Here is a 22,394-nt window from a genome sequence, read left to right as displayed (position 1 = left end):
ATGTTCTCCCTGTATATTTCCGCTATTATCGTCTGTATGTCTTTACGGTTCCGTCCTCTTCGCGTACCCGAGATGAGAAAATGCCGCCCCGGTCGCCACACGGCCTCTCGGCGTGCGGTTTATAAGACCGTTCATCAGAAGATACGGCTCATAGACATCCTCCAGCGTGCCGGCGTCTTCTCCGAGGGCCGCCGCGAGAGTCTCCAGGCCTACCGGACCGCCCTCGAATTTTCCGATGATCATGTCCAGATACGCCCGGTCATTGTGGTCAAGACCCATTTTATCCACATTCAGAATATCCAGCGCAAAATCCGCCACTTCCCGTGTGATCTCACCGTTATACTTCACCTGGGCAAAATCGCGGACGCGCTTCAAAAGCCGGTTCGCCAGACGCGGCGTTCCCCGGGACCGGCGCGCAATCTCATACGCACCGGTCTCATCGATTGCAACCTGCATCACCTTTGCGGACCGCGTCACAATCTCCGCCAGTTCCGCCGGTGTGTAAAAATCCATCTTTTCCACGATACCAAAGCGGTCACGCAAAGGCGCCGACAGCAGTCCATAGCGCGTGGTCGCACCGACCAGCGTAAAATGCGGCAGATCCAGACGGATCGACCGGGCATTCGCGTCTTTTCCCAGCATGATATCGATCGCATAATCTTCCATTGCCGGATAGAGAACTTCCTCTACCTGACGGTTCAGGCGATGAATCTCATCGATAAACAGAACGTCCCCTTCCTGAAGACCGTTCAGCACTGCCGCGATCTCCCCCGGCTTCTCGATTGCCGGTCCGCTCGTCACTTTCATGTGCACGCCGAGTTCATTGGCCACGATTCCGGCCAGTGTCGTCTTGCCGAGTCCCGGAGGGCCGTATAACAATACGTGATCCAGCGATTCGCCGCGGACTTTTGCCGCCTCGATATAGATTTTCAGATGTTCGGTCAGCTTCTTCTGACCGGTGTATTCGCTCAGCCGCTGCGGCCGGAGATTCGCCTCGATCCGGCGGTCTTCCTCGGACACTTCCGTGCTGATAATCCGTTTTGCCATAACTTAATGCCTCATCCTCACCGCTTACAGGAACGCCAGATATTTCAGAGACGCCTTGAGCACATCCTCGGTGGACATCTCCCCGGTGATTTCTACCTTCTTGACTGCCTTTGCCGCCTCAAACGCGGAATAGCCGAGGGCGGTCAGTGCCTCCACCGCTTCTTTTGCGGTTCCGGTGACATCCGGCACATCCTGCGCCGACAGGACTTCGCCGCTTCCCGACGGCGGTGTGAGCACGTCGTCCGCAGAAATCCGGTCCTTCAGTTCCAGGACAAGCCTCTGCGCGGTTCTCGCGCCGATTCCCGGAGCTTTCGCGATCCGCTTCACGTCACCGGTAAAGAGTGCCATCCGCAGATCCGAAAGTGTCAGCGCGGAGAGAATCCCCATCGCCCCCTTCGGTCCGATTTTATTGACGCCGATCAGCATTCGGAACATCGCCAGTTCCTCCCTGCTGAGAAAGCCGTACAGCGACATGTCATCTTCCTTTACGGCCATATGCGTATATATCTTTACTTCCTCACCCACCGGCGGAAGCGCCTCCAGAACCGACATCGGCACGTGAATTCCGTACCCGACCTGACCGGCCTCGACGACGATACTGTCCGCATCCTTGTCTGTGAGGATTCCTCTGACGTATGCTATCAAAGTTCTTCTCCATTCCACCCGTACAGCGCATTTCTTCTCTGTACAAAGTTATACTTCATTATCATATCATGCCAACATGGCCAATGCAACCGCGCCGCTTCTTTGAAACTCTCCGTTCTTTTTGCTATACTGATATCGGTTTTATATGACAAACCCGGTTACCGGGCAACCGTCACGAAAACCGTTCCGATTCCGGCACATTATGCCAAAACAAACCGATTCAGGTTCACTACGCCAAAAGCAAACCGATTCAGGTTCATTACACAAAAAGCAAACCGATTCAGGTTCACTACGCCAAAAGTAAATTGATTCAGGCACATTGCACCAAAAGCAATTCGATTCAGCTACAGTCAGCGAGGTAACATCATCATGAAAGTCATACAGGAAGCGTTCGATTTCAATCCGGAAAAAATGTATCCTCTGTCCGGGATCGCCGACAGAAGCGAAATTCTGTTTTTCGACATTGAAACAACCGGCTTTTCCGCCAAAACCGCCGAAATCTATCTCATCGGCTGCGTCTGGTACGGGCGGCCGGAAGACGGCGCAGGAAGCGATCCCTCCTCTTCCGGCGGCGGTTGGCAGCTCATCCAGTGGTTTGCCGAAACTCCCGACGACGAGAGCGATGTCATCACGGCCTTCTTTGATTTTCTCTCCCGCTTCCGTGTACTGATTCACTTTAACGGCGATATGTTTGATATTCCGTTCATCACCGGGCGCTGCGCGCATCTCGGCATCCGTCCGGAGTTCGACGCGGTGGAGAGCTTCGATATCTTTCGAAAAATCCGGCCGCTCCGCTCCTTCTTCGGTCTCGATTCCCTGAAACAGAAAAGTGTCGAACGTTTTCTCGGTATCCGCCGCACCGACGAATACACCGGCGGTCAGCTGATTGAGGTCTACCGGGAATATGTCAGCCATCCGACGCCGGCCCGGCTTCACCTTCTCCTTCTTCACAATGCGGACGATCTGCGCGGAATGCCGGAAATCCTTCCGATCCTCTTCTACCCGGATCTCCTCACCAGGGCGGAATTCCGCTTTCTCGGAATCGACATTCCGGAGTCAGCCGGAAATCGACCGGAAGCGGCTTCACCGAATGACATTTCCTCAAGTGAAGACCATCTCGATGCGGATTTTCCGGACGCCGCTCCCGCAAATGAAGCCAGGACAAATGCGGACTTTCCGGACGTCGCTCCCGCAAATGAAGCCCGGGCAAAGTACTCTTCCCCATCCGGAAACGGCTTCGCGGAACTTCGCTTTCAAAGTTCGGTGGCCGTCCCGTGCCCGGTAGAATGGGAAGAGACCGGATTTTTTACCCGTTTTGAGCGCAATGAGATCACGGTCCGGCTTCCTCTCTATTCCGGAGAGCTGAAACATTTCTACCCGGATTACCGGAACTATTATTATCTCCCGGCGGAAGACTGCGCCTACCACAAGAGTGTCGCGGAGTTCGTCGAAAAATCCGCCCGCAAAAAAGCCACCGCAAAGACCTGCTACACCCGTACCAGTGGAGTTTTTCTCCCGGTACCGTCCGGCATCTTTCCGGTGACTTTCCGTGAAGATTATAAATCAACGCCCGAATTCTGCGAGGCGAAAGAGGATCTCTTCCGTAAAACGGATCTGTCCGGCTTTCTCCCCTGCCTCTTTTCCGGCATCCGCGCAAAGCTTCTCAACTGAGCAAGACGCATCTTCGCTTTTTCTCTTTTCTCCCTCCGAAGGAGTGCCCGCGCGAAGGCAAAGGTTTCTTCTTCTCCGCGCTCACTCAGCATCCGCAGGAGCACCCGCAGCTGATGTTTGGTGACCGGGTGCATCGCCTTTGAGCGGATTTCCCGGGATGCCTCAAAATACTGCAGCGGCGCGGCGTCGGTATAATCGGATCCCTTGTATACTTTGGACGCCGCGATCCGGTCGCACATCATTTCCAGAAGATACCGGAGCGGCATCCTGTTGCCCATAAGTTCCGTACACTTGATGCCGTCCCGATCCGGACCGTAATCGATCCAGTATTCATAGTGATGCCGGTTTCTCCCTTTGTGGTGCAGCCATGCCACCGAGTAACCGTGCACTTCCTTCTCCGCCGCATTCGGACTCCGATTTCCCTGATAATAGAATACTCCGGTCATAAACTCTTCCGGCGTGTATTTCGAAAGGTCATGCAGAAGTCCCTGCCCATACAGGCCGATCCGAAAACAGTTCTTCATCACTTCGGCCTTATGCCTTGTGATAGTTTTAAAATGTCCCGTTGCATTGCGGAACAGCTCACCGATCGTCATATATTTCTCCTGTCCGTCTGATCACGAAGCCGGCATATCTCCATTCATTTGCATAAACTGACGTGTTTTATTTCAATTACCATGAATTCCAACACGATTTTACCGCATTTTTGCTTTTTAATGCTATTGTTTGTATTTTGTTTCCATTAAAAACACAAACAATTGTGTTCTTCTTCCCAAAACCTGTGCTGTATATTTTTTTACTTTCAATAAAACCGAGGTGATTTTGCTTCGTAAAATTTTCACAAGGCCTTTTTCTGTATTTCACCATATTTTGTGAAAATTCATTAAAAAGGGAATTGACACGCCATTCGAATTATGTTATTCTTCAGTTAGCCGTTATGAGGGCGGCGACAATACTTATTTTTTTATTTTTTTGGAGGTACAGTATGCATAAGGGTACAGTTAAGTGGTTCAACAATCAGAAGGGCTACGGCTTCATCAACGACGAAGAGGGCAATGACGTATTCGTACATTACACCGGTCTCACCATGGAAGGCTTCAAGTCTCTGGACGAGGGCGCCAAGGTAGAGTTTGACGTTGTCAACGGAGCAAAGGGTCCGCAGGCTACCAACGTTACCGTAATGGCCTAATCATCTCAATCCGATGTACCCGTTTCACAATTATGCATTGTCATATATTGGCTGAACCGTTATATTGAATTACAAGTGATGACAGAGAGCTGCTCTTTCGGGAGCAGCTCTTTTGTTTTTACGCAAGCAGCGAGCCAAAGCCCACGCTTGCGTGAAACCTTGGCAACTGCCGCGATAATGAGCGAAAATCACGAAACATGTTTCGACTCGTTGCATGGCTGACCCGCCGGCACCGGATTCACCAGATTCCGTGAATCCGGCGGATTTGCGTCACCCGTTTTCTCTTTCTTCAATCATCCCGTCAATCTTGCGGACATACATTGCCCTGATCTCTTCCGGATGGAATACATACTTTTTGTCACAGAACTGGCAGCCGACTTCCACGTCTTTTCCATCATCCACCATCTCCTTCAGATCATGGGCTGAAATGCTCTGAAGCGCACGGCTCACCTTGTCATGAGAGCAGGTGCAGCGGTATTCCAGCGGAATCTTCTCCAGAATCCGCAGATCCAGTCCCTCCAGAACTCTCTCCAGAACCTGCTCCGGGGTCATTCCGTCTTCCAGCATCTGTGTCATGCTCGAAAGACCCGTGAGATTCTGCTCCAGCCGGTCAATGACGTCATCCGGGCAGTCCGGCATGAGCTGAATGATAAAACCGCCGGCCTGACGGATGGTGAGGTCTGTATCCACCAGAACGCCGAGGGCCACGGAGGACGGAACCTGTTCCGATACGGCAAAATATTTGGTGATATCTTCTGCGATCTCTCCAGACACCAGTGTCACCTGACCGACATACGGATCGCCGAGACCGATGTCCCGGATCACACTGAGCGTGCCGTTTCCGACCGCCGCGCCTACGTCCAGCTTCGCCGGCCCCTTTAACGGAAGTTCCACATTCGGATTTGTCACATATCCACGGGCCGTTCCGTGGGAATCCGCCGTCACGATCAGATGCTGCACCGGTCCGTCTCCGTCGATTTTCAGGGTGATCTCATCCCGGTCGCCCTTCATCATGGTTCCCATCATCACGCCGGCTGTGAGAAGCCTTCCCAGCGCCGCCGACACCACCGGTGCGGTATTGTGCACTTTTCTGCAGTACTCCGTCATTTCCTTTGTCGTTGCGCTGAAGGCGCGGATCATATCTCCCGCTGCCGTTCCACGCACCATATAATCTTTCGTCTTTTCCATCCTGTATTCTCCCTTACTGTGCAGCTTTTCCGTGTTCCCGCGCGATCACATAGATCCGCTCGCTGTCCGGCCTCGGCTCATCCTCGGTAAATGCGTCATACATGGCCACCAGCTCCATGCCGGCGTCTTCCACCGCCTTCCGGATCTCCTCCGGAAGCCAGGCCCGCTGAATGTGCGTCTCCGTGTATTTGCGGTAGAGATCCCCTTCCGTACGGATAAAGAGTGCCAGATCGTATTCATTGATCCGCTCCTCCTCATCGTAGGAATTGTCCCAGATAAAACTGGAGTCCTCGCGGTCTTCCGCGATCGTGGAATCCCCGACCTGACGGTACTTCCAGTCCGTATTCAGGTCAAAGATAAAGATTCCCTCCGGATCCAGATAGTTGTTCGCCAGCCGGAGAACCTGTGTAAGATCCTCCATGGTCAGAATATAGCTCATACAGTCGCACAGGCTGACGATCGCACGGACCGTTCCGTACAGTTCGAACTCCCTCATATCCTGATTCAGATAGAGAATATCGTGTCCAGATGCATCCCGTTTTGCCAGAGCCTGTTCCAGCATCTCCAACGAAGAATCCACGCCGATCATATCATATCCGGCATCGGCCAGCCGCTCCGTAAGGCTTCCCGTTCCGCAGCCAAGTTCGAGGAGAAGTCCGTCTTCCACTCCGTATTTCCGAAGGAGACGGATCAGATACCGGCACCAGTCATCGTAGGGCACATTGTCCATAAATTCATCATACACCTCGGCAAATTCGGTGTAAGCATTGATATCCCGCAGATCCATAATCCTCCATTTCACAGCGGAAAAGCCGCTGCTCTCTTAATCATGAGTCCGAACATTCGCCGCAGCGCCATCCTCCGATGCCGCAACGCGATGGCCGCACTCTCCGGCTCACACGATCTCCGGCTCATTTCTTCCATAAACGATATGCCGGCGAAGGCATTCTCACACCCACGCCGGCAAATGATGTTCTGTTCTGATTGGTTTTGGCTCAGGCGTTCTTGCCGTGGCACTTCTTGTACTTCTTGCCGCTTCCGCACGGGCATGCATCGTTCGGGTAGATCTTGCGGCCCTCACGGCGGATCGTGCCGGATGCCTTCTGTGCGCGGTAAAGTTCGGTTCTCTTCTCCTGGCTCAGGATGGAATCCCACTGCGGGAGCTCATAGAGCCATGTTGCCTTCGCCTCTACCATATTGTAATAGAGCTTCTCCGGATCGATCAGAATGCGAACCTCAGTGTCCTCTTCCATGGTCTCGATCGGATTCTTGTAGTCCTTCAGAGACTCGCTGATACCATCAAGGAATCCGGTCATGGTCTGTACATCGGTTCCGTACTTCTCAGCCAGTTCTTTTACGGTTCCCTTTACCTCGGTCTCCGGTGCGGAGAGAATCTGCTCATAGATTCCCTTCTCCACTTCAAAGTAACGGTTCCAAAGCTCTGTCTGCTGTTTCTGATCCAGAGCATCGCCGTATGCAAGATTTCTCCAATTCTCAAGTAAGCTCATATTCATTTCCCTTCTATGCGTGAATTTATCGTTCGGTGTCGGCACCCGCCCGGCTTCACTGTGGCACTGCATGAAAAAACGTGCCGCCTGAAGTCCCGGCAGCTGCCGCGAAACCCTCGAAACCCGCAAAGCAGGTTTCGCTTCATACCGCTATTCCGAGATAGTATAGTACAAATCCGGCATTTTCGCAACCATCCCGAAATTCCTGTCTTCCCCGGCAGAACCGCTCAGCGCTTCCGGACTTCCGCCCCGTTATAAAAGAACTGCAGAATCTCCCCGAAGCTTTTTCCTTTCTCCGCCATGGCTCCGGCCGCATTCTGGCTCATGCCGATGCCGTGGCCCATGCCGCCGCCCCAGACGGTAAACACGCGGTCACCGTCCGCCGTGCGGCTCGTCTCGTCGATGTGGATGAAGGCGCTGGGTAAAATATCGATTCCGGAGATTTTTCCTCCGCCGTTCGGATAATAGTTCCGAGCGGGATCCCCCAGAAGCCGCCGGATGTTCATCATGCCGCGGATGACTTTTTCCCCTTTGCTTCCCACAACACGGATCTTCAGCGCCGATCCGCCCGCAGCTCTCTTTTCCACAAAGAATCCGTAGATCGTGCCGATCCCCGTGATCCGCTTTCTGGCCCACTGCCCGGTAAATTCCGCGGTCCAACGGTACATCGGATAAGAGGAATCATAACTTCCGCCGTCCTTTTTCATGATAAACGGGGTGAAATTCTCATCCTTCGTCATATCCTTTCCGGGATCCGCCGCGCCGACAAATCGGCCGGCAATGCAGTCCGGATTCTGCTCCTCCGTTCCCCACGCGCTCATATCGGTGGTATATCCGCAGGAAGTCGAGAAATAATACACCTGCGCCGGCTCATCGCCGTCGTACAGCATGATACCAGCGGTTTCTTCCACCGCCCGGTTGGACTTCCCGGTTTCGCCGATATTGTTATAGACCTGGCAGTTTACGCTGTCATCCACATGCGCGCCGTAGCGGCTGTAAACATTGTTCAGAATCTGCCGGCAGGCGAATGTCCGTGCCGTCACTGCCTGAGCCTTCAGGGCCTCGAGAGGAAATGATTCCGGCATCTCGCTCGGAACCACCCGTTTCAGGTAATCCTCCAGCTTCAGTTCATTGATGATCAGAAGCCCCTGCGACGTACTGAAGAGTTCAATCGTTCCGCGGCAGGTCGGTTTCCCCTGCAGCCGGTTGATCGATGTCAGCTCAATCTCTTTTCCATTCTCCGCAGGCCGAACTGAAATGCGGCCGCGGCGGAGAAGTTCATCTCCCAGCCGGACAGTAAAACGTTCTCCCGCCGGAACAGACTTTGAGATTCCCTCTCCCGTGACGGTCAGTCCGCCCTCACTCCTGAGAACAGCCATATCGTGGAATATGGTCGAGAAATCATCGGTCATGATCAGCACGCGAATGCTGTCACCGATCCGGTCTGTCGCGATCAGCGCCGCACAGGCTTCACCTTTTTCAACGATCACCGGGCCAAGATCATATCCGATCAGCATATCACCGGTCTTTTCTTCCCGCATTTCTCCGTATGTCTTATACACATGGAAATTCTCTGCCATCGGGATGGTTCCGACGCCCTCAATCTCGATTTCCGAGTCACCGACTGAGAGAATCCTTCCCTCCACGGTCTCCTTCTTGAGGACCGCATCCTCCGGTTTTCCCTTCTCGAGTGAAATGTCCGCTATCACACCGTTTTGTCCGCCCAGATCTTCCACCTCGATTCCGGGCAGTTTTTTAAATGTCCGGACAATGCCGCCGACAAACACCTTCCAGTCTTTTTCCGCCCGGGCGACCCATGCGTTGGGATAGACGATGCGATCCGACAGGATCTCTCCGCCGCCGATCACCGCGTTCCCGCGCACGAGTGCGGAGACATCCCGGTCGGTCCAGTCGGAAACCGATTCTCCTTCACAGCGCAGAATGCCGAGACTTGTGGCAATTTCCCACTGTCCAAGGCTCACGTCCTCTTTCCTCGAGCCAAACACGGTAAATGCAGTCTTTTTGACATTTCTCTCCGGATCTGCCGCCAGAAGAAACTTCTCATAATAGTTTCCCCACTCTTCCGCAGAGAGCGTCTCCTCCGCCCATTTTCCGTACACATGATATTCTTCCGCCAGTCCGGCCGAGACCTTTTCGGCCGCCTTCATTGCGTCACCCCTGGTGAATGCGCCGTCTGCCCAGACGCGGGCATCCTCTCCCGCCTCCAGATAACCACTTCCGGCAAGATATGTCAGATACCCCTCGTACCATTCCGCACGCTGATCCGCGGATTCTCCGGAATTCTCCCCGTTATCCGCCGATTTCTCCTGAAACAGACTCCCGTGTTCCTCAAGATAGGTGTCGATCTGCTCCTGATCGGTCAGGGCCAGTGCCAGTCTTCTGCCCGCTTCCTTTCGGGAAATGTTTCCGCTCTTTTCTTTCTTTTGAAATACAAAAAGGGAAACCAGCACAGCGAACGCGAGAAACATGAGACCGGCAAAAAACAGGATTCGTTTTCTGCCTGCCGCATGATTTCTTACGTTTCTGTCCGGTTTCCCTGTTCCTCTCATATCTTATCCTTGCATGCCGTCTTCCTGTTCCGGCCGGCTTCTTCCTTTCATTGCTGTACGCTCAGATACTGCAGGACCATTTCGATGTTTACGCTGCCATATTACTCTTTTGTCTTCGAGACCACTCCCCCTGTCTCTTCGTCAATCTTTTTCAGATGGATGTACTTTGAGGTCTCAACCGGAAGTCCCTTGTTCTTCAGCCAGTGGTGAACCACTCTCTTGATCAGGTTTGCAATGACCGCAAACAGCGGCACACCGACAATCATACCTACAAATCCGAAGAAACCGCCAAAGAAGATAATGGCAAACATAACCCAGAAGCTCGGAAGTCCCGTCGAATCGCCGAGAATCTTCGGGCCCAGAATATTGCCGTCAAACTGCTGCAGAAGCAGGATCAGTCCAAGAAACCAGAGGCACTTGATCGGGCTGACGAGAAGCACCAGAATGGCGGTTGGAATCGCACCGATGAACGGGCCGAAAAACGGGATGACATTCGTCACACCGATAATTGCCGACAAAAGCATCGGATACGGCATCGAAAAAATGGTCATCAGAAGGAAGCACAGGATACCGATGATCACGGAATCCAGAATCTTTCCGACGATGAATCCGCCGAATACGCGGTCAATATAACGGAACTCTTCGATGATGGCATTCGCGGTTCCTGTGCTGAAAATGCTGTAGATCACTTTCTTTGCCTGCGCACTCAGCGTCTCCTTCAGGTTCAGAAGATAAACCATGACGATCAGTCCGATCAGCCAGTTCTTGATTTCCACGAGAATGCCGATAATTCCGGTAGAAAACTGCGAGATCAGATCGGTGATCTTACTCATATCCAGACCCCGGAGATAATCCTCCCCCCAGATCCGGAACCGCTCATAGGTATTCGAGAGCTGCGTCATAACCGACTGCTCCAGATCCGGATTGTTCATCAGCTTCTGCTCGATTAAATCATTGATATTATACCAGTACTGCGGAAGCGACTCATAGATTTTCCGGATACTCTCGATCAGCTGAGGAAGGATAAGGGCTACCACACTTCCGACAATCACAATAACCAGAGCGAGCGATACGACGGTCGCGATCATTTTGGAAAAGGTCCTGACTGCACGTCCTCCCGTCTTTTTTTCCCGGTTTCCGAACAGGCGGCACACTCCGTCCTGCACACGGTTATACGCGGGTGAAACCAGATAGGCCAGCACTGCGCCGTAGATAAACGGCGACGTGACTGCGACAAGTTTGGACAGGAAGTCCGCAACTCCCTCCCAGTGCTGGAATCCGAATCCGATCAGAATGCAGATTGCAATGACCGATACCAGGGTGATTCCAAGGTAAAGATAATCCCGGAACGTTTTTTTCTCCATACCGTATTTCCTCTTCAAGTCAGATCAATGATTGTCAAATTATGTTCTTACGCGCTGCCGCAAATGGCTGCTCACTCCGTTGTTTCAGCCGCCTGCCGGACTTTTCAGGTCATAGTCCGCAAAGTGTCATCTTCGCTGGCGGAGCACTTAGAGACGTGCGCATCCTCACGGAGCGTTTTCTGCCACAGGAAGTGCGAAGCACTCTCCTCTTGTACAAGAAATAAGCAGCGTCTGCGCGCTGCTTATTTTTTTGAGCCCAAGATGCCGGTTCTTACCATATTGACTCCTAGCTCGCGCCAGGTGGGCAACCTCACTTATACTTCTGTCTACCAACGAAAACGGAGGCCTGACATCCGCATAAAAATATTGGAATCCCAATCGTCAAATGTAGGATCAAAACTGGTAAGAATTATCGAACACCCCAGGAATTCTGTCTCACATTTTACGGTTCTCATTTCTATTTGTAGTTACACTATACTACAAATTTCTACCGATGTAAAGTAATTCATTCAATTTTAAGAATTCGTCATATTCATTACAGATATGTCACACCGGTTGCATCCGCGCGTGCGAGGACAATCTTCTCCGGTTTTTCGCAGGTGCCGAGGATTGGGCAGGAAGCCGTAAACTGTTTTTCCGCCTCATCAAAGAGGGTTTCATCCTGCGCGTACATGACCGCTGTCACATCCCCGTTCTTCACCGGATCTCCCTGCTTTTTCCGGAGAATGATTCCGGCAGTCGGGTCAATCACATCATCACTGGTCTTCCTGCCCGCATGGAGCATCATGGATGCGATTCCAACGCCTTCCGTATCCATTTTCCCGACATACCCGTCCTTTTCCGCAAGAATCGGCCGGGACGGCGCGTCGAACGGCTTTCTCCCCGAAATGACGTCATCCAGCCATGTGCCATCGCCGCCCTGGGCGATAACCATGGTCCGGAACACCTCCAGCGCACGGCCGCCCGCCAGCGCTTCCTCCGCCATCCGGCGGCATTCGGCCTGAGATCCTTTTTTTGCGGTGCAGAGCATCTCGGCCGCAAGAAGAATGCTCAGTTCTCTCAGGTCCTCCGGACCTTCTCCCTTCAGAACGTCGATGGACTCCCGAACCTCGATCTCGTTGCCGATTCCATACCCGATCGGGCTGTCCATATTCGTGATCAGAGCGGTCACCGCCCTTCCGGCTTCCGTGCCAATCTTCACCATCTGCTCCGCCAGCCGGACCGCATTGTCCAGCGTCTTCATAAATGCTCCGCCGCCGGTCTTGACATCGAGAACGATACCGTCCGAACCGCCGGCCAGTTTCTTACTCATGATGGAGGAGGCAATCAGCGGAATGCTGTCCACCGTCGCGGTCACATCCCGGAGAGCGTAGATCTTTTTGTCCGCCGGAACAAGATTTCCGCTCTGTCCGATCACCGCGATGCCGTTCTCACTCACGAGCCGGAAAAATTCCTCCCTCGGAATGGACGTACGGAATCCCGGAATCGCCTCCAGCTTATCAATGGTCCCCCCGGTGAATCCGAGACCTCTTCCGCTCATTTTGGCCACACGGACACCGCACGCGGCGGCGATCGGCCCGACGATCAGCGTTGTCTTGTCTCCGACGCCGCCCGTCGAATGCTTGTCCACCTTGAATCCGTCGATGGCGGACAGATCTGCCGTCTCGCCGGAATGCTCCATTGCGATCGTCATTGTGGTGATCTCACGGTCATTCATCCCGTTGAACCAGATGGCCATCAGCATCGCCGACATCTGATAATCCGGAATTTCACCGCTCACAAAACCGGCGATCAGATACCGGATCTCCTCATCCGACAGCGCGCTGCCGCGTTTTTTCGTTTCAATCAGGTCATAGATTCTCATTCTGGCTCTCCTTCCAAAAATTCAGGTCCGAAACTCTCCGGCAGAAGATCCGCAAGGCGGAATTCTCTCCGGTCATCCGCTGTTTTTACCAGTATCACGGTCATCTTCTCCGGATCGCAGAACTCGCGAAGCACCTGACGGCAAATGCCGCAGGGCGCACAGTAGTCTGTTACCTTTCCGTCTTTTCCACCGCAGATTGCGATCGCCGAAAAGGCCGTAGCGCCTTCGGAGACCGCCTTGGAAACGGCCGTTCTCTCCGCACAGATTCCGGCCGGATAGGATGCATTTTCCACATTGACTCCGGTGAACACTCTCCCGTCTTCCGTCAGGAGAGCCGCCGCAACACGGAATTTCGAGTACGGAGCGTACGCGAATCCAAGCGCCCCCAGCGCTTTCTGCGCCAGCATCTTCTTCCCGTCCATGATCTACCTCCTCTGACCGCCTGAAAATCCAACATCCGCAAAATGTATTCTCCCATTCCTCCGATCCGCTCTGTATCTTGAAATTTCATTAAAGGTATTCAAACGTACTCAAATATCTTTAAATATCCCTGACTGTCTTTTAAAACACAGCGCTTTCCCGCAGGCCACAGAAGGCCGTGCCCCGAAACCGGAGCGCGGCCTTCTGAATTATGCTTGATTACCGGACATTTCTGCCCGTTCACGGACGATGGAAATACCGTTATTCTGCGGTCTGTCAGGCCTTCGGACCTGCATTCTTTACGTTCTCCGGCATATCCGGGTACTTCTCCTCGAAATTCTTCTGGAACATCTTGGCCAGCTTCTTTGCCTGCTCATCGTAAGCTGCCTTGTCAGCCCAGAGATTTCTCGGATTCATGATCTCCGCCGGTACATCCGCACCCGGAACCGAAGTCGGAACTTCCAGATTGAAGATGTCATTGTGCTCGAAGGCAACGCCTTCCTTTGCATACGCATCGTTCAGCGCAGCGGTGATCATCGCACGAGTGTAGGAAAGCTTCATTCTCTTGTTCTTTTCGCCGGTCTTCGGATCAACCGCCGGGCCGGATACCCATCCGGTGTTGACCAGATATACCTTTGTATTGTACTTCTCGATTCTCTCACCGAGCATATCCGCGTAAACCTGCGCCTTCAGCGGCATGAACGGCTCGCCGAAAAGTGTGGAGAAGGTCGGAACCGGCTCCGTTACGCCGATCTCTGTTCCGGCAACCTTGGAAGTGAATCCGGTTACGAACTGATACATTGCCGCTTCCTTGGACAGCTGGCTGATCGGCGGAAGTACGCCGAAGGAATCGCAGGTCAGGAAAATGACAACTTTCGGGATGCCGCCGACACCCGGAACCGCCGCGTTCGGAATAAACTCAACCGGATATCCGACACGGGAGTTGACCGCCAGTGTGCTGTCGCTGTAATCCGGGGTTCTCTTCTCCGGATCGATCACAACGTTCTCTACCAGTGCGCCGAAGCGGATTGCGTGGTAGATCTCCGGCTGCTCCTCTTCTACCAGGTCGATGCACTTTGCGTAGCATCCGCCCTCGATATTGAATACGCCGTGGTCACTCCAGCCATGCTCGTCATCGCCGATCAGCATACGCTTCGGGTCCGCGGAAAGTGTGGTTTTTCCGGTGCCGGACAGGCCGAAGAATACTGCGGTTTCCTTTGTCTCCGGATCCATATTGCAGGAGCAGTGCATCGGGAGCACACCCTGCTGCGGAAGAATAAAGTTCATGGTAGAGAATACGGATTTCTTGATCTCACCGGCATACTGGCTGCCGCAGATGATGATCATATGCGCTTCATAGTCGATCATGATCGCAGCCTCAGAGCGCGTTCCGTCGATTTCCGGATCGCACTTGAATCCCGGAGCAGCAATCAGAGTGTAATCCGGATCGCCGAATGCGGCCAGTTCTTCATCGGTCGGCCGGATCAGCAGATCGCGGATGAAAAGATTCTGGGATGCCAGCTCGTTGATGATGCGGAATTTCTGCGTGCAGGCCGGATCAGCGCCTGCCATTCCGTCAAAGATAAAGATCTCACGGCCCTGCAGATACGCACAGATCTTTGCCTTGATTGCGTTGAACTTCTCGCGGGAAACCGGAACATTGACCTTTCCCCATGCGATCTTGTCATGCACTGCCGGCGTATCAACGATGAACTTGTCCTGTGCGGAACGTCCGGTGTACTTGCCGGTCTTTACAACCAGTGCGCCGGTGTCCATCAGCTCACCCTCGCCTCGCTGAAGTGCTTTCTCGGTCAGAACAGCCGGTGTGAGATTGCGATAAACAGCTTTCGCATTGAGAATGCCAAGCTTTTCCAATCCGTATGTCTCCATAAACAAACCTCCTACGTAAACAATCATTCGGCCTTTTCTAACAAAAGGCACGTTAATTATTGCATAAATATCGTCAAAGCGCAACACTTTGCAGACATTTGCATCCGTCATATCTCTCTGTTTTCACTACATTTTGACGTGTTTGCTTCTGGAAAAATACAAAAATTGCGATGTATTTTTTTCAACATAACCTTGCATTATATAGAACATGTGGGTATAATACAGAAAAATACAAGCAAGGACATATTATAACTGTCTGACGATTTCGCTTTTTCCGGCATCTCCGCCGTGAATGCAGCCTCTGTTCAGACCCGTCCGGTGTTATTTTGAAAGAAAGGGAATATTTATGGAACAGCATCTGTCTCAGTACCGTGTATTTTACGCTGTCGCGCGCACCGGCAACATTTCTCATGCTGCCAAAGAACTCTATATCAGCCAGCCGGCGATCAGCAAATCGATCAGTAAACTCGAAGAAAATCTCGGCGTCACGCTGTTTAAGCGCTCTTCCCGCGGTGTCACGCTGACGGTAGAAGGGCAGGTTCTCTACAACCACGTCAGCAGCGCCTTCGCTACACTGGATCGGGGTGAGAGCGAACTGAAAAGAATCAAGAATTTCAACATCGGACAGATCCGTTTCGGCGTCAGCAATACGCTGTGCAAATATGTTCTCCTTCCATATCTGAAGGACTTCATCGAAGAATCACCGCATATCCGCATTCTGGTCAACAGTCAGGACACGGCTCACAGCCTGTCTGCGATTGAAAACCAGCAGATCGATATCGGTCTGATCGCAGAGCCGAAAAACCGGAAAAACCTGTATTTCTACCCTCTCATGAATATCACCGACACGTTTGTATGCACCAAAGCGTACCTCGACAATCTGAAAATCCGCGAGGGCGAGAACTGCAACATCTTCGAGTGCGGCACCATCCTGATGCTCGACCGGAAAAACATGACCCGCATGTACATCGACTCCTATTTTGCGGAGCACGGCATCGAGCCCCGCCAGGTTCTCGAGACCAACACGCTGGATCTTCTGATCTCGTTCGCGAAAACCGGCCTCGGCATCGGCTGCGCTGTGCGTGAATTTGTGAAAGACGAACTGGCAGACGGAACGCTCATTGAGATTCCGGTCCATGACGCCATCCCGTCCCGCACCATCGGTTTTGCGTGGAACCCGGCCGGTGAGACAAAGACCATGCAGCAGTTCCTCTCTTTCATCAAGAGCACCAACGCTCCGAGTATGTGACAGAACAACGCCTGCCGCGGGTGACCGCAGAGTGACATCTTCTGCTCAACGCGGTGTACCTGTGCAGAGGTTTTATGTTTCACCGGAAATGCGGAGCAGTTCCCTGTGAAACACGAAAATTCCGGTTGCGCCCCCTTCTTACGGGAGCGCAGCCGGAATTTGTTCTTTATTTGTTCTTTATTTGTTCTTTATTTTTCTACGTATTCTCCGGTCTTTTTCTATGTCACTTTTCAGTATTCTATGTTCCTACTGCCGGCTTCGATGAGGATTCCTCTGTTTTTCCCGGATGCAGATTCAAAATGCTGCACCGTTTCGGATGTCAGCTCTCCATCTTCTGTCCGTCGAGAACCGCTTCGCAGAGCCGGTCCTCCGCATCATAGACCAGTTTCAGGGAAAAGAAAGGCCGATCCTCTGTCAGAAGGCGAAGAAAAATCCTGTCCCCCTCCCACAGATTCAGCTCGGGGACCTCATTTTTCCTGATCCACTTCAGAACCCCTTCCGTGCATTCCTGGAGTTCCCCCTCAAACCCGTCCGCCGTGTAAAGCGACATATACTCCGTCTCGCCGCGCGCGGTGACAAAGGTAATGATGCCCCGGTAACGCCAGGATGTCAGCGTATAACCGGTCTCTTCCCGGACTTCGCGAAGAAGACAGTCTTCCGGACTCTCATCCTTCTCAAATTTTCCGCCGACACCGATCCATTTCCCTTCATTGATATCATTTTTCTTCTTGATCCGATGCAGCATCAGATAAGAATCATCCTTCTCCAGATAACATAGCGTTGTCAAATACAAATCATTTCCTCCTGCGGGCCCGACCGGTTACATCTGCGACCGCATCCATATTAGAAGTGCCGCCTGCGCCAGCATCATCACAGGAATGGAGACCGTAAACTTTGGCTTCCGGGTCTTGTGATGAAAAAACCGCATTCCCATCCAGGCTCCGACACTTCCGCCGATCAAGGCGACGGTGAGAAGCGAGGATTCCGGAATTCTCCACTCATTCCGCTTCGCCCGCATTTTATCCATTCCGAACATCAAAAAGGCGATGATATTCACTGCCACCGCATATACCATCGCCGTATTTGTCATGACTTTTTCCATGAAACCTCTCAGTTCTTCTCTCCCGCAGTCAGAATCTGCTCAAGTTCGTCCGGGGCTACGATTCGATACTGCACGTCAGCCCGGCTTCCTGCCAGCTCGTGGAGTTTGACGGAAATCCTTCTGTGGAATGTCGCGCAGTCCTCTCTCTTGACGCCGACCAGAAGCGCCACATACTGAGTTGAGCTGTATCCCGTAAAGACATCCGTCGAGCGGAGAACGTCGTGGATGGACATCTTCAGGCACTCGGAACGCCTCTCAAGCACGTCCGGCATACTCCGGAAATTGCTCTCGAAATCCACGAGAGAAAGAATCATCAGATGAATGGAATTTCCTCTCTTGTCAATGTTGCGGTTCAGCACATTGCAGATATCGCGGAAACTGCTGTACTGGCAGAAATATCCGCCGGCACGGTTCAGGCGAAGCTGCGCTTCCATCTCCTCATCCCTGCGGACCGTGCTCATCTGAAAACTTCCCGCCGCTTCCACTTCACGGGTAATTCCCTCGCGGAAACGGTCATAGATATCCAGAAGCACCTTCGGTACCGGCTGTTCCAGCGTCTCCAGATAATACTGCACAACCTTCGTATATTCCTCATACGCCTCGCGGTACTTTTCCTGCATCGCCAGCGCATTGATCCGTCCGATCTCCCATTTTTCATGCGGATATACGCTGTCCGCATGTTTCATGATGCGGTACATTTCCTCGTAGTTGTCGTCTTCTTCCGCGAGATCCGCGAGATACTGCGCCGCACGTTCAAAATAGTGCTTCAGCACCATTCCCGGCTTGATCACCCAGAATTCGGTCTCAAAATCCGGCAGAAGCGGTCCGCGATAATACTCGAGCGCCTGCGTGTAAAGATCTTTCTTCTCCGCTCTGCTGGCCGCCGCATCCGCTTTCCGACAGATTCCGAGGAAAATTTCGATATCGGTCACCGCATTTTCCGCACACTCGAGGCGGATCATCCCTCTGTGGTTGTCGATAAACTTCGCACCGTCCATTCCGGAATTCTGCAGAAGTTTTCTCGACTGGTAAAGAAGATTGTTGAAACTGTTGTTCTGATCCGAAAGGACCTTGTCGCTGAACACTTCGTTCAGCAGCTCGTTCTTGGATATTCCGTGCTCCCTGTTCAGAAAAATGATCTCGATCATTTTCACCGCATTCGCAGTCATATTTCTGCCGAGATCAGCAAGCTGACCGTCAACCTCAATCGAGAAGCTGCCAAGAAGCCGCGCAACGACATTGACCGTTTTACCATTCCATTCTGTCAAAATAAGCCTTCCTTCCACTGTAAGTCATGTCATAATTTCATCTTGTTTTTGAATTATTTTAATTCAACTAATTTTAAGTTATAAATTTCAAAAAGTAAACAGGCGCCGGGAATGACTGCCTTTTTTCATCGTCTGAAAATCAGCATTCATCACCGACGCCACAAATTTGTAAGATATTACTTCTTATTATATAAAATATTACTGTTAATAATACTGTTACGATTCCGATTCACGCTGTATTTCCGCAAGTTCGGAGTCGATTCTGTCTTCTCCGTATTTGAAAGCCATCCGGAGTTTTGCGGAAATACTGGTCATCCGCCAGTCATCCGGAATCTCATCTTTCTCAAACCAGCCGGCCATCGCCAGCTCATCTTCCTGAAGCGTGATCCGGTCGTCGCCGTCCAGTTCCGCAAAGAAACCGATCATCTCCGTGTCGGAAAATGCCCACGGCTGGCTCTGGTAGTAACGGATGTTTTTCACTTTCAGTCCGACTTCTTCCATGACTTCCCGGCGCACGGTGTCCTCGAATGTCTCTCCGATCTCCACGAACCCGGCCACCAGCGCGTATCCGGCATAGGGTCTTCCGCGGTATTTCGTCATCAGAAGCTTCGAACCGTTTGTGATCGCCACGATGATCGCCGGACTGATCTTCGGATATTCGATCTGATGGCATTTCGGGCATACCAGTGCCCGCTCCGCCGTGCTGTCCTCCATCGGCGTTCCGCAAAAGCCGCAGTAATGATGCGCCCTTTTCCACCGCGCAAGCTGCACGCCGGTGATGATCGCAAATGCCTCGTATTCCGGATCCATATTGCGCAGAAACCGGCTGTCCTTCATGCAGAACGGACCGCTCTCGGGAATTTCAAATTCCCGGTGTTCGTCCACATTGACCAGAAAATACTGAAAATCATCAATGGAGAAAAGGTAATATGCCTCCTTTTCCGCTTCGGGAAAGATCTCGCGGATCTCCCGGAGTGTGGGAATCCGCAGCATATCCTCCTCCCTGCGGATAAGAATTACGGAATTTTTCCGGATCGCAAGAACAAAATCCTCCGCCTCCGGCGTACAAATCTTATAGTCGTTATGAAACTGTCTCGGTGCGATATCCTGAATCACGGTGATCGTCTCCTTTTTCTATTCTGCGTGGCCCGTAGGGACGGGGTTATCCGTCCACATCCGGTCCGACGTCTTATATTCGAACGATGCCGTTCCAACGGATCGTCCCGGAGATATCTTCTTATCACATTTTCGGCTCTTCTTCAAGGGGAAGATCAAATTTTGCCAGTTTCGGTGCAAACGCGTAGGCAAACGCGCCAAGAATCAGAATAAAAATGGCAATAAACTGGGACGTCGACAGAACGCCGACGCTTCCGCGAATGGCATCTCCTCTCACAAATTCCATCATAAAACGGCCAATCGAATAGAGGATCAGGTACAGCGATCCGGTGCGGCCCGGAACCTTTTTCAGTTTCCGGAATGCCACAAGAAGAATCAGGCAGTGCACAAAATTCAGAATCGCATAGACCGGTTCCGACGGAAACAGACTGACGCCGTTCGGCGCGAAATCCGAATGGGAGAATACGATCGCCCCCGGGCCGGAATACTCCATCCCGAAACAGCATCCGGCCAGAAGACAGCCGATCCGGCCAAACCCCTGTGCCAGCGCGATGCTCGGCATGCAGAGATCAAACGTCCGGAGCACCGGCATTCCGATCACCCTTGCAACCGCAATGCCGCCGAACAGTCCTCCGATGATTCCCCCGTAAACGACAAATCCGCTCGCAAAATCCTTCAGGATCAGGGAGGGATCCACGGCAATCTTCGGTGCTATGGTGATCAGATAGAGAACCTTCGCGCCGAGAATTCCGAGAACCGCAGCCCAGATCGTCAGAATATAGAGTTTATCCCGGTTGATCCCCTGCAATTTTGCACGGTAATCCGCCATCGTATATGCCGCAATGATTCCGATTGCGATCATCAGCCCGTAACCATGAACCGTCACGCCTCCGATCGTAAAGAGATCATTATACATTCACGTCCTCCCCTGCCTCGTCAATTGCCTTTCCGATATCGTGACGCATATATTTGTTATCAAAATGGATCCACTCTGTAGCCTCGTACGCTTTCGCCCGGGCCTCCTTCAGATTCTTGCCGCGGGCAGTCACGGCGAGAACTCTTCCACCGTTGGTGAGCACTTCTTTGTTCTCTCCAAACTTTGTGCCGGAATGGAACACGAAATAATCTTCCTTTCCGCGGAACTTCTCCAGTCCGGAGATCGGGAATCCCTTCTCGTACTTTTCCGGATAACCGTCACTCGCGAGAATGACCGTCACACAGGCGTCATCCGAAAACTTCAGATCGATCTGATCCAGCGTTCCGTCAATGCAGGCGTTAAAGACATCGATGATATCATTTTCCAGTCTCGGCAGAACCACCTGAGCCTCCGGATCGCCAAAGCGCGCATTGTACTCCAGAACCTTCGGTCCCTCCTCGGTCAGAATCAGTCCGAAGAAGATAACGCCCTTGAACGGTCGGCCTTCCTGCTCCATCGCATCGACGGTTGCCTGATAAACGTATTTTTTGCAGAACTCGTCCACCTCTCTGGTGTAGAACGGAGTCGGTGAGAAATTGCCCATACCGCCGGTATTGAGACCCTGATCACCGTCTTTTGCTCTCTTGTGATCCTGTGCGGAGCTCATCAGTTTAATGTGCTTTCCGTCCACAAAGGTCAGAACAGAAACCTCGCGTCCGGTGAGGAACTGCTCCACCACCATCTCGTTTCCGGAATCGCCGAACTGCTTGTCCAGCATGATCTCCTTTACGCCGGCTTTCGCCTCCTCCAGCGTATTGCAGATCAGAACACCCTTTCCGAGAGCCGGGCCGGATGCCTTCAGAACGATCGGCATCTTTGCGGTCTCAAGGTATTTCATCGCCTTGTCCGCATCGGTGAAGACCTCGTATTCCGCGGTAGGGATGTGGTATTTCTTCATGAGATCCTTGGAAAATGCCTTCGATCCCTCGAGAATTGCCGCCTTCTTATCCGGTCCGAATACACGGAGTCCGCGTGCGCGGAAGACATCGACAATGCCGCCGATCAGCGGATCGTCCATGCCGACCACCGTGAGGTCAATTTCCTTCTCCTCGGCAAAATCCGCCAGCTTTTCAAATTCCATCGCGCCGATCGGAACACACTCCGCCAGTTCTGCGATTCCCGCATTGCCCGGTGCACAGTAGATTTTCTCTACCTGACTACTTTTGGATACCTTGTATGCGATGGCATGCTCACGGCCGCCGCCTCCGACGATCAGTACTTTCATCTGTATTTCCTTTCTGAATTCCGGTCCGCTTCCCCCGTTCCGGGAGCGGAAACGGACCCGATACAATATTTCTTTTATTCTCCGTCATAAACCGCAGACAGA

Annotated in this window: 19 protein-coding genes, 1 other RNA gene and 1 pseudogene; 3 read left to right on the top strand and 18 right to left on the bottom strand. The window is 52.5% G+C overall.

The window, feature by feature from the left end; all coding sequences use genetic code 11:
- Positions 1-42: 42 nt before the first annotated feature.
- Both ruvB and ruvA read right to left on the bottom strand, forming a co-directional pair.
- Entirely contained in the window at positions 43-1,047 is a 1,005-nt protein-coding gene (gene ruvB, locus BR86_RS0104785) for a Holliday junction branch migration DNA helicase RuvB (RefSeq protein WP_031471854.1), read from the bottom strand.
- Positions 1,048-1,071: 24 nt separating this feature from the next.
- Positions 1,072-1,692 (bottom strand): Holliday junction branch migration protein RuvA, encoded by a 621-nt coding sequence (gene ruvA / locus BR86_RS0104780; RefSeq protein WP_031471853.1) that lies wholly within the window; start codon positions 1,690-1,692, stop codon positions 1,072-1,074.
- 369 nt (positions 1,693-2,061) lie between these two features.
- On the opposite strand from ruvA, the gene BR86_RS0104775 reads away from it, so the two are divergent.
- Entirely contained in the window at positions 2,062-3,363 is a 1,302-nt protein-coding gene (locus tag BR86_RS0104775) for a ribonuclease H-like domain-containing protein (protein WP_051684583.1), read from the top strand.
- Positions 3,364-3,395: 32 nt separating this feature from the next.
- Here the strand turns inward: BR86_RS0104775 and BR86_RS0104770 are convergent.
- Positions 3,396-3,959, bottom strand: a pseudogene (locus tag BR86_RS0104770) (DUF5662 family protein); the annotation flags it as partial.
- Positions 3,960-4,348: 389 nt separating this feature from the next.
- Between BR86_RS0104770 and BR86_RS0104765 the strand changes: the two are divergent.
- Positions 4,349-4,552, top strand: a complete 204-nt coding sequence (locus BR86_RS0104765; protein ID WP_031471850.1) for a cold-shock protein — start codon at positions 4,349-4,351, stop codon at positions 4,550-4,552.
- A 270-nt stretch (positions 4,553-4,822) separates the two neighbouring features.
- On the opposite strand, the gene hslO is transcribed toward BR86_RS0104765, so the two are convergent.
- The 9 genes from hslO to pckA all read right to left on the bottom strand — a co-directional run bounded on the left by hslO (position 4,823) and on the right by pckA (position 15,356).
- Positions 4,823-5,740 (bottom strand): Hsp33 family molecular chaperone HslO, encoded by a 918-nt coding sequence (gene hslO, locus BR86_RS0104760; RefSeq protein ID WP_031471849.1) that lies wholly within the window; start codon positions 5,738-5,740, stop codon positions 4,823-4,825.
- A 13-nt stretch (positions 5,741-5,753) separates the two neighbouring features.
- Positions 5,754-6,512: a class I SAM-dependent DNA methyltransferase gene (locus BR86_RS0104755; RefSeq protein WP_031471848.1), complete on the bottom strand. Its 759-nt coding sequence runs from the start codon at positions 6,510-6,512 to the stop codon at positions 5,754-5,756.
- A gap of 223 nt (positions 6,513-6,735) precedes the next feature.
- The gene (locus tag BR86_RS0104745) at positions 6,736-7,248 is read right to left on the bottom strand and encodes an SEC-C metal-binding domain-containing protein (protein WP_031471847.1); all 513 of its coding nucleotides are present in this window, start codon (positions 7,246-7,248) and stop codon (positions 6,736-6,738) included.
- 227 nt (positions 7,249-7,475) lie between these two features.
- Complete coding sequence (locus BR86_RS0104740) at positions 7,476-9,818, bottom strand: SpoIID/LytB domain-containing protein (RefSeq protein ID WP_051684582.1); 2,343 nt, start codon at positions 9,816-9,818, stop codon at positions 7,476-7,478.
- A gap of 101 nt (positions 9,819-9,919) precedes the next feature.
- Positions 9,920-11,182, bottom strand: a complete 1,263-nt coding sequence (locus tag BR86_RS0104735; protein WP_031471845.1) for an AI-2E family transporter — start codon at positions 11,180-11,182, stop codon at positions 9,920-9,922.
- A gap of 249 nt (positions 11,183-11,431) precedes the next feature.
- Positions 11,432-11,613: non-coding RNA, 6S RNA (ssrS, locus tag BR86_RS15575), on the bottom strand.
- Positions 11,614-11,717: 104 nt separating this feature from the next.
- On the bottom strand, positions 11,718-13,046 hold the full coding sequence (locus BR86_RS0104730) for a thymidine phosphorylase (RefSeq protein WP_031471844.1): 1,329 nt from the start codon (positions 13,044-13,046) through the stop codon (positions 11,718-11,720).
- A complete protein-coding gene (locus BR86_RS0104725) occupies positions 13,043-13,468 on the bottom strand; it encodes a cytidine deaminase (protein WP_031471843.1) in 426 nt (141 codons plus the stop codon). The genes BR86_RS0104730 and BR86_RS0104725 overlap by 4 nt, the downstream gene beginning before the upstream one ends.
- Positions 13,469-13,742: 274 nt before the next feature.
- Complete coding sequence (gene pckA / locus BR86_RS0104720) at positions 13,743-15,356, bottom strand: phosphoenolpyruvate carboxykinase (ATP) (protein WP_031471842.1); 1,614 nt, start codon at positions 15,354-15,356, stop codon at positions 13,743-13,745.
- 346 nt (positions 15,357-15,702) lie between these two features.
- On the opposite strand from pckA, the gene BR86_RS0104715 reads away from it, so the two are divergent.
- Positions 15,703-16,605, top strand: a complete 903-nt coding sequence (locus BR86_RS0104715; protein ID WP_031471841.1) for a LysR family transcriptional regulator — start codon at positions 15,703-15,705, stop codon at positions 16,603-16,605.
- A gap of 319 nt (positions 16,606-16,924) precedes the next feature.
- On the opposite strand, the gene BR86_RS0104710 is transcribed toward BR86_RS0104715, so the two are convergent.
- The 6 genes from BR86_RS0104710 to purD form a co-directional block, all read right to left on the bottom strand.
- A complete protein-coding gene (locus BR86_RS0104710) occupies positions 16,925-17,398 on the bottom strand; it encodes an NUDIX hydrolase (protein ID WP_031471840.1) in 474 nt (157 codons plus the stop codon).
- A 27-nt stretch (positions 17,399-17,425) separates the two neighbouring features.
- Positions 17,426-17,707 carry a DUF1294 domain-containing protein gene (locus tag BR86_RS0104705; RefSeq protein WP_242841563.1) on the bottom strand — a complete coding sequence of 94 codons (282 nt, stop codon included), beginning with the start codon at positions 17,705-17,707 and terminating at the stop codon, positions 17,426-17,428.
- Between the two features lie 8 nt (positions 17,708-17,715).
- Positions 17,716-18,975 carry an AfsR/SARP family transcriptional regulator gene (locus tag BR86_RS0104700; protein ID WP_051684581.1) on the bottom strand — a complete coding sequence of 420 codons (1,260 nt, stop codon included), beginning with the start codon at positions 18,973-18,975 and terminating at the stop codon, positions 17,716-17,718.
- Between the two features lie 216 nt (positions 18,976-19,191).
- Positions 19,192-20,091: an NAD(+) diphosphatase gene (nudC, locus tag BR86_RS0104695; RefSeq protein WP_031471837.1), complete on the bottom strand. Its 900-nt coding sequence runs from the start codon at positions 20,089-20,091 to the stop codon at positions 19,192-19,194.
- Between the two features lie 124 nt (positions 20,092-20,215).
- Positions 20,216-21,007: a prolipoprotein diacylglyceryl transferase gene (locus tag BR86_RS0104690; RefSeq protein WP_051684580.1), complete on the bottom strand. Its 792-nt coding sequence runs from the start codon at positions 21,005-21,007 to the stop codon at positions 20,216-20,218.
- Entirely contained in the window at positions 21,000-22,292 is a 1,293-nt protein-coding gene (gene purD, locus BR86_RS0104685; RefSeq protein WP_031471835.1) for a phosphoribosylamine--glycine ligase, read from the bottom strand. The genes BR86_RS0104690 and purD overlap by 8 nt, the downstream gene beginning before the upstream one ends.
- Between the last annotated feature and the right edge of the window lie 102 nt (positions 22,293-22,394).

The organism is [Clostridium] aminophilum DSM 10710, assembly GCF_000711825.1.
Classification (GTDB): domain Bacteria; phylum Bacillota; class Clostridia; order Lachnospirales; family Lachnospiraceae; genus Clostridium_R; species Clostridium_R aminophilum.
The sequence above is the reverse complement of the archived record's forward strand: the minus strand, read 5'-3'. Positions and strand labels throughout refer to the sequence as shown.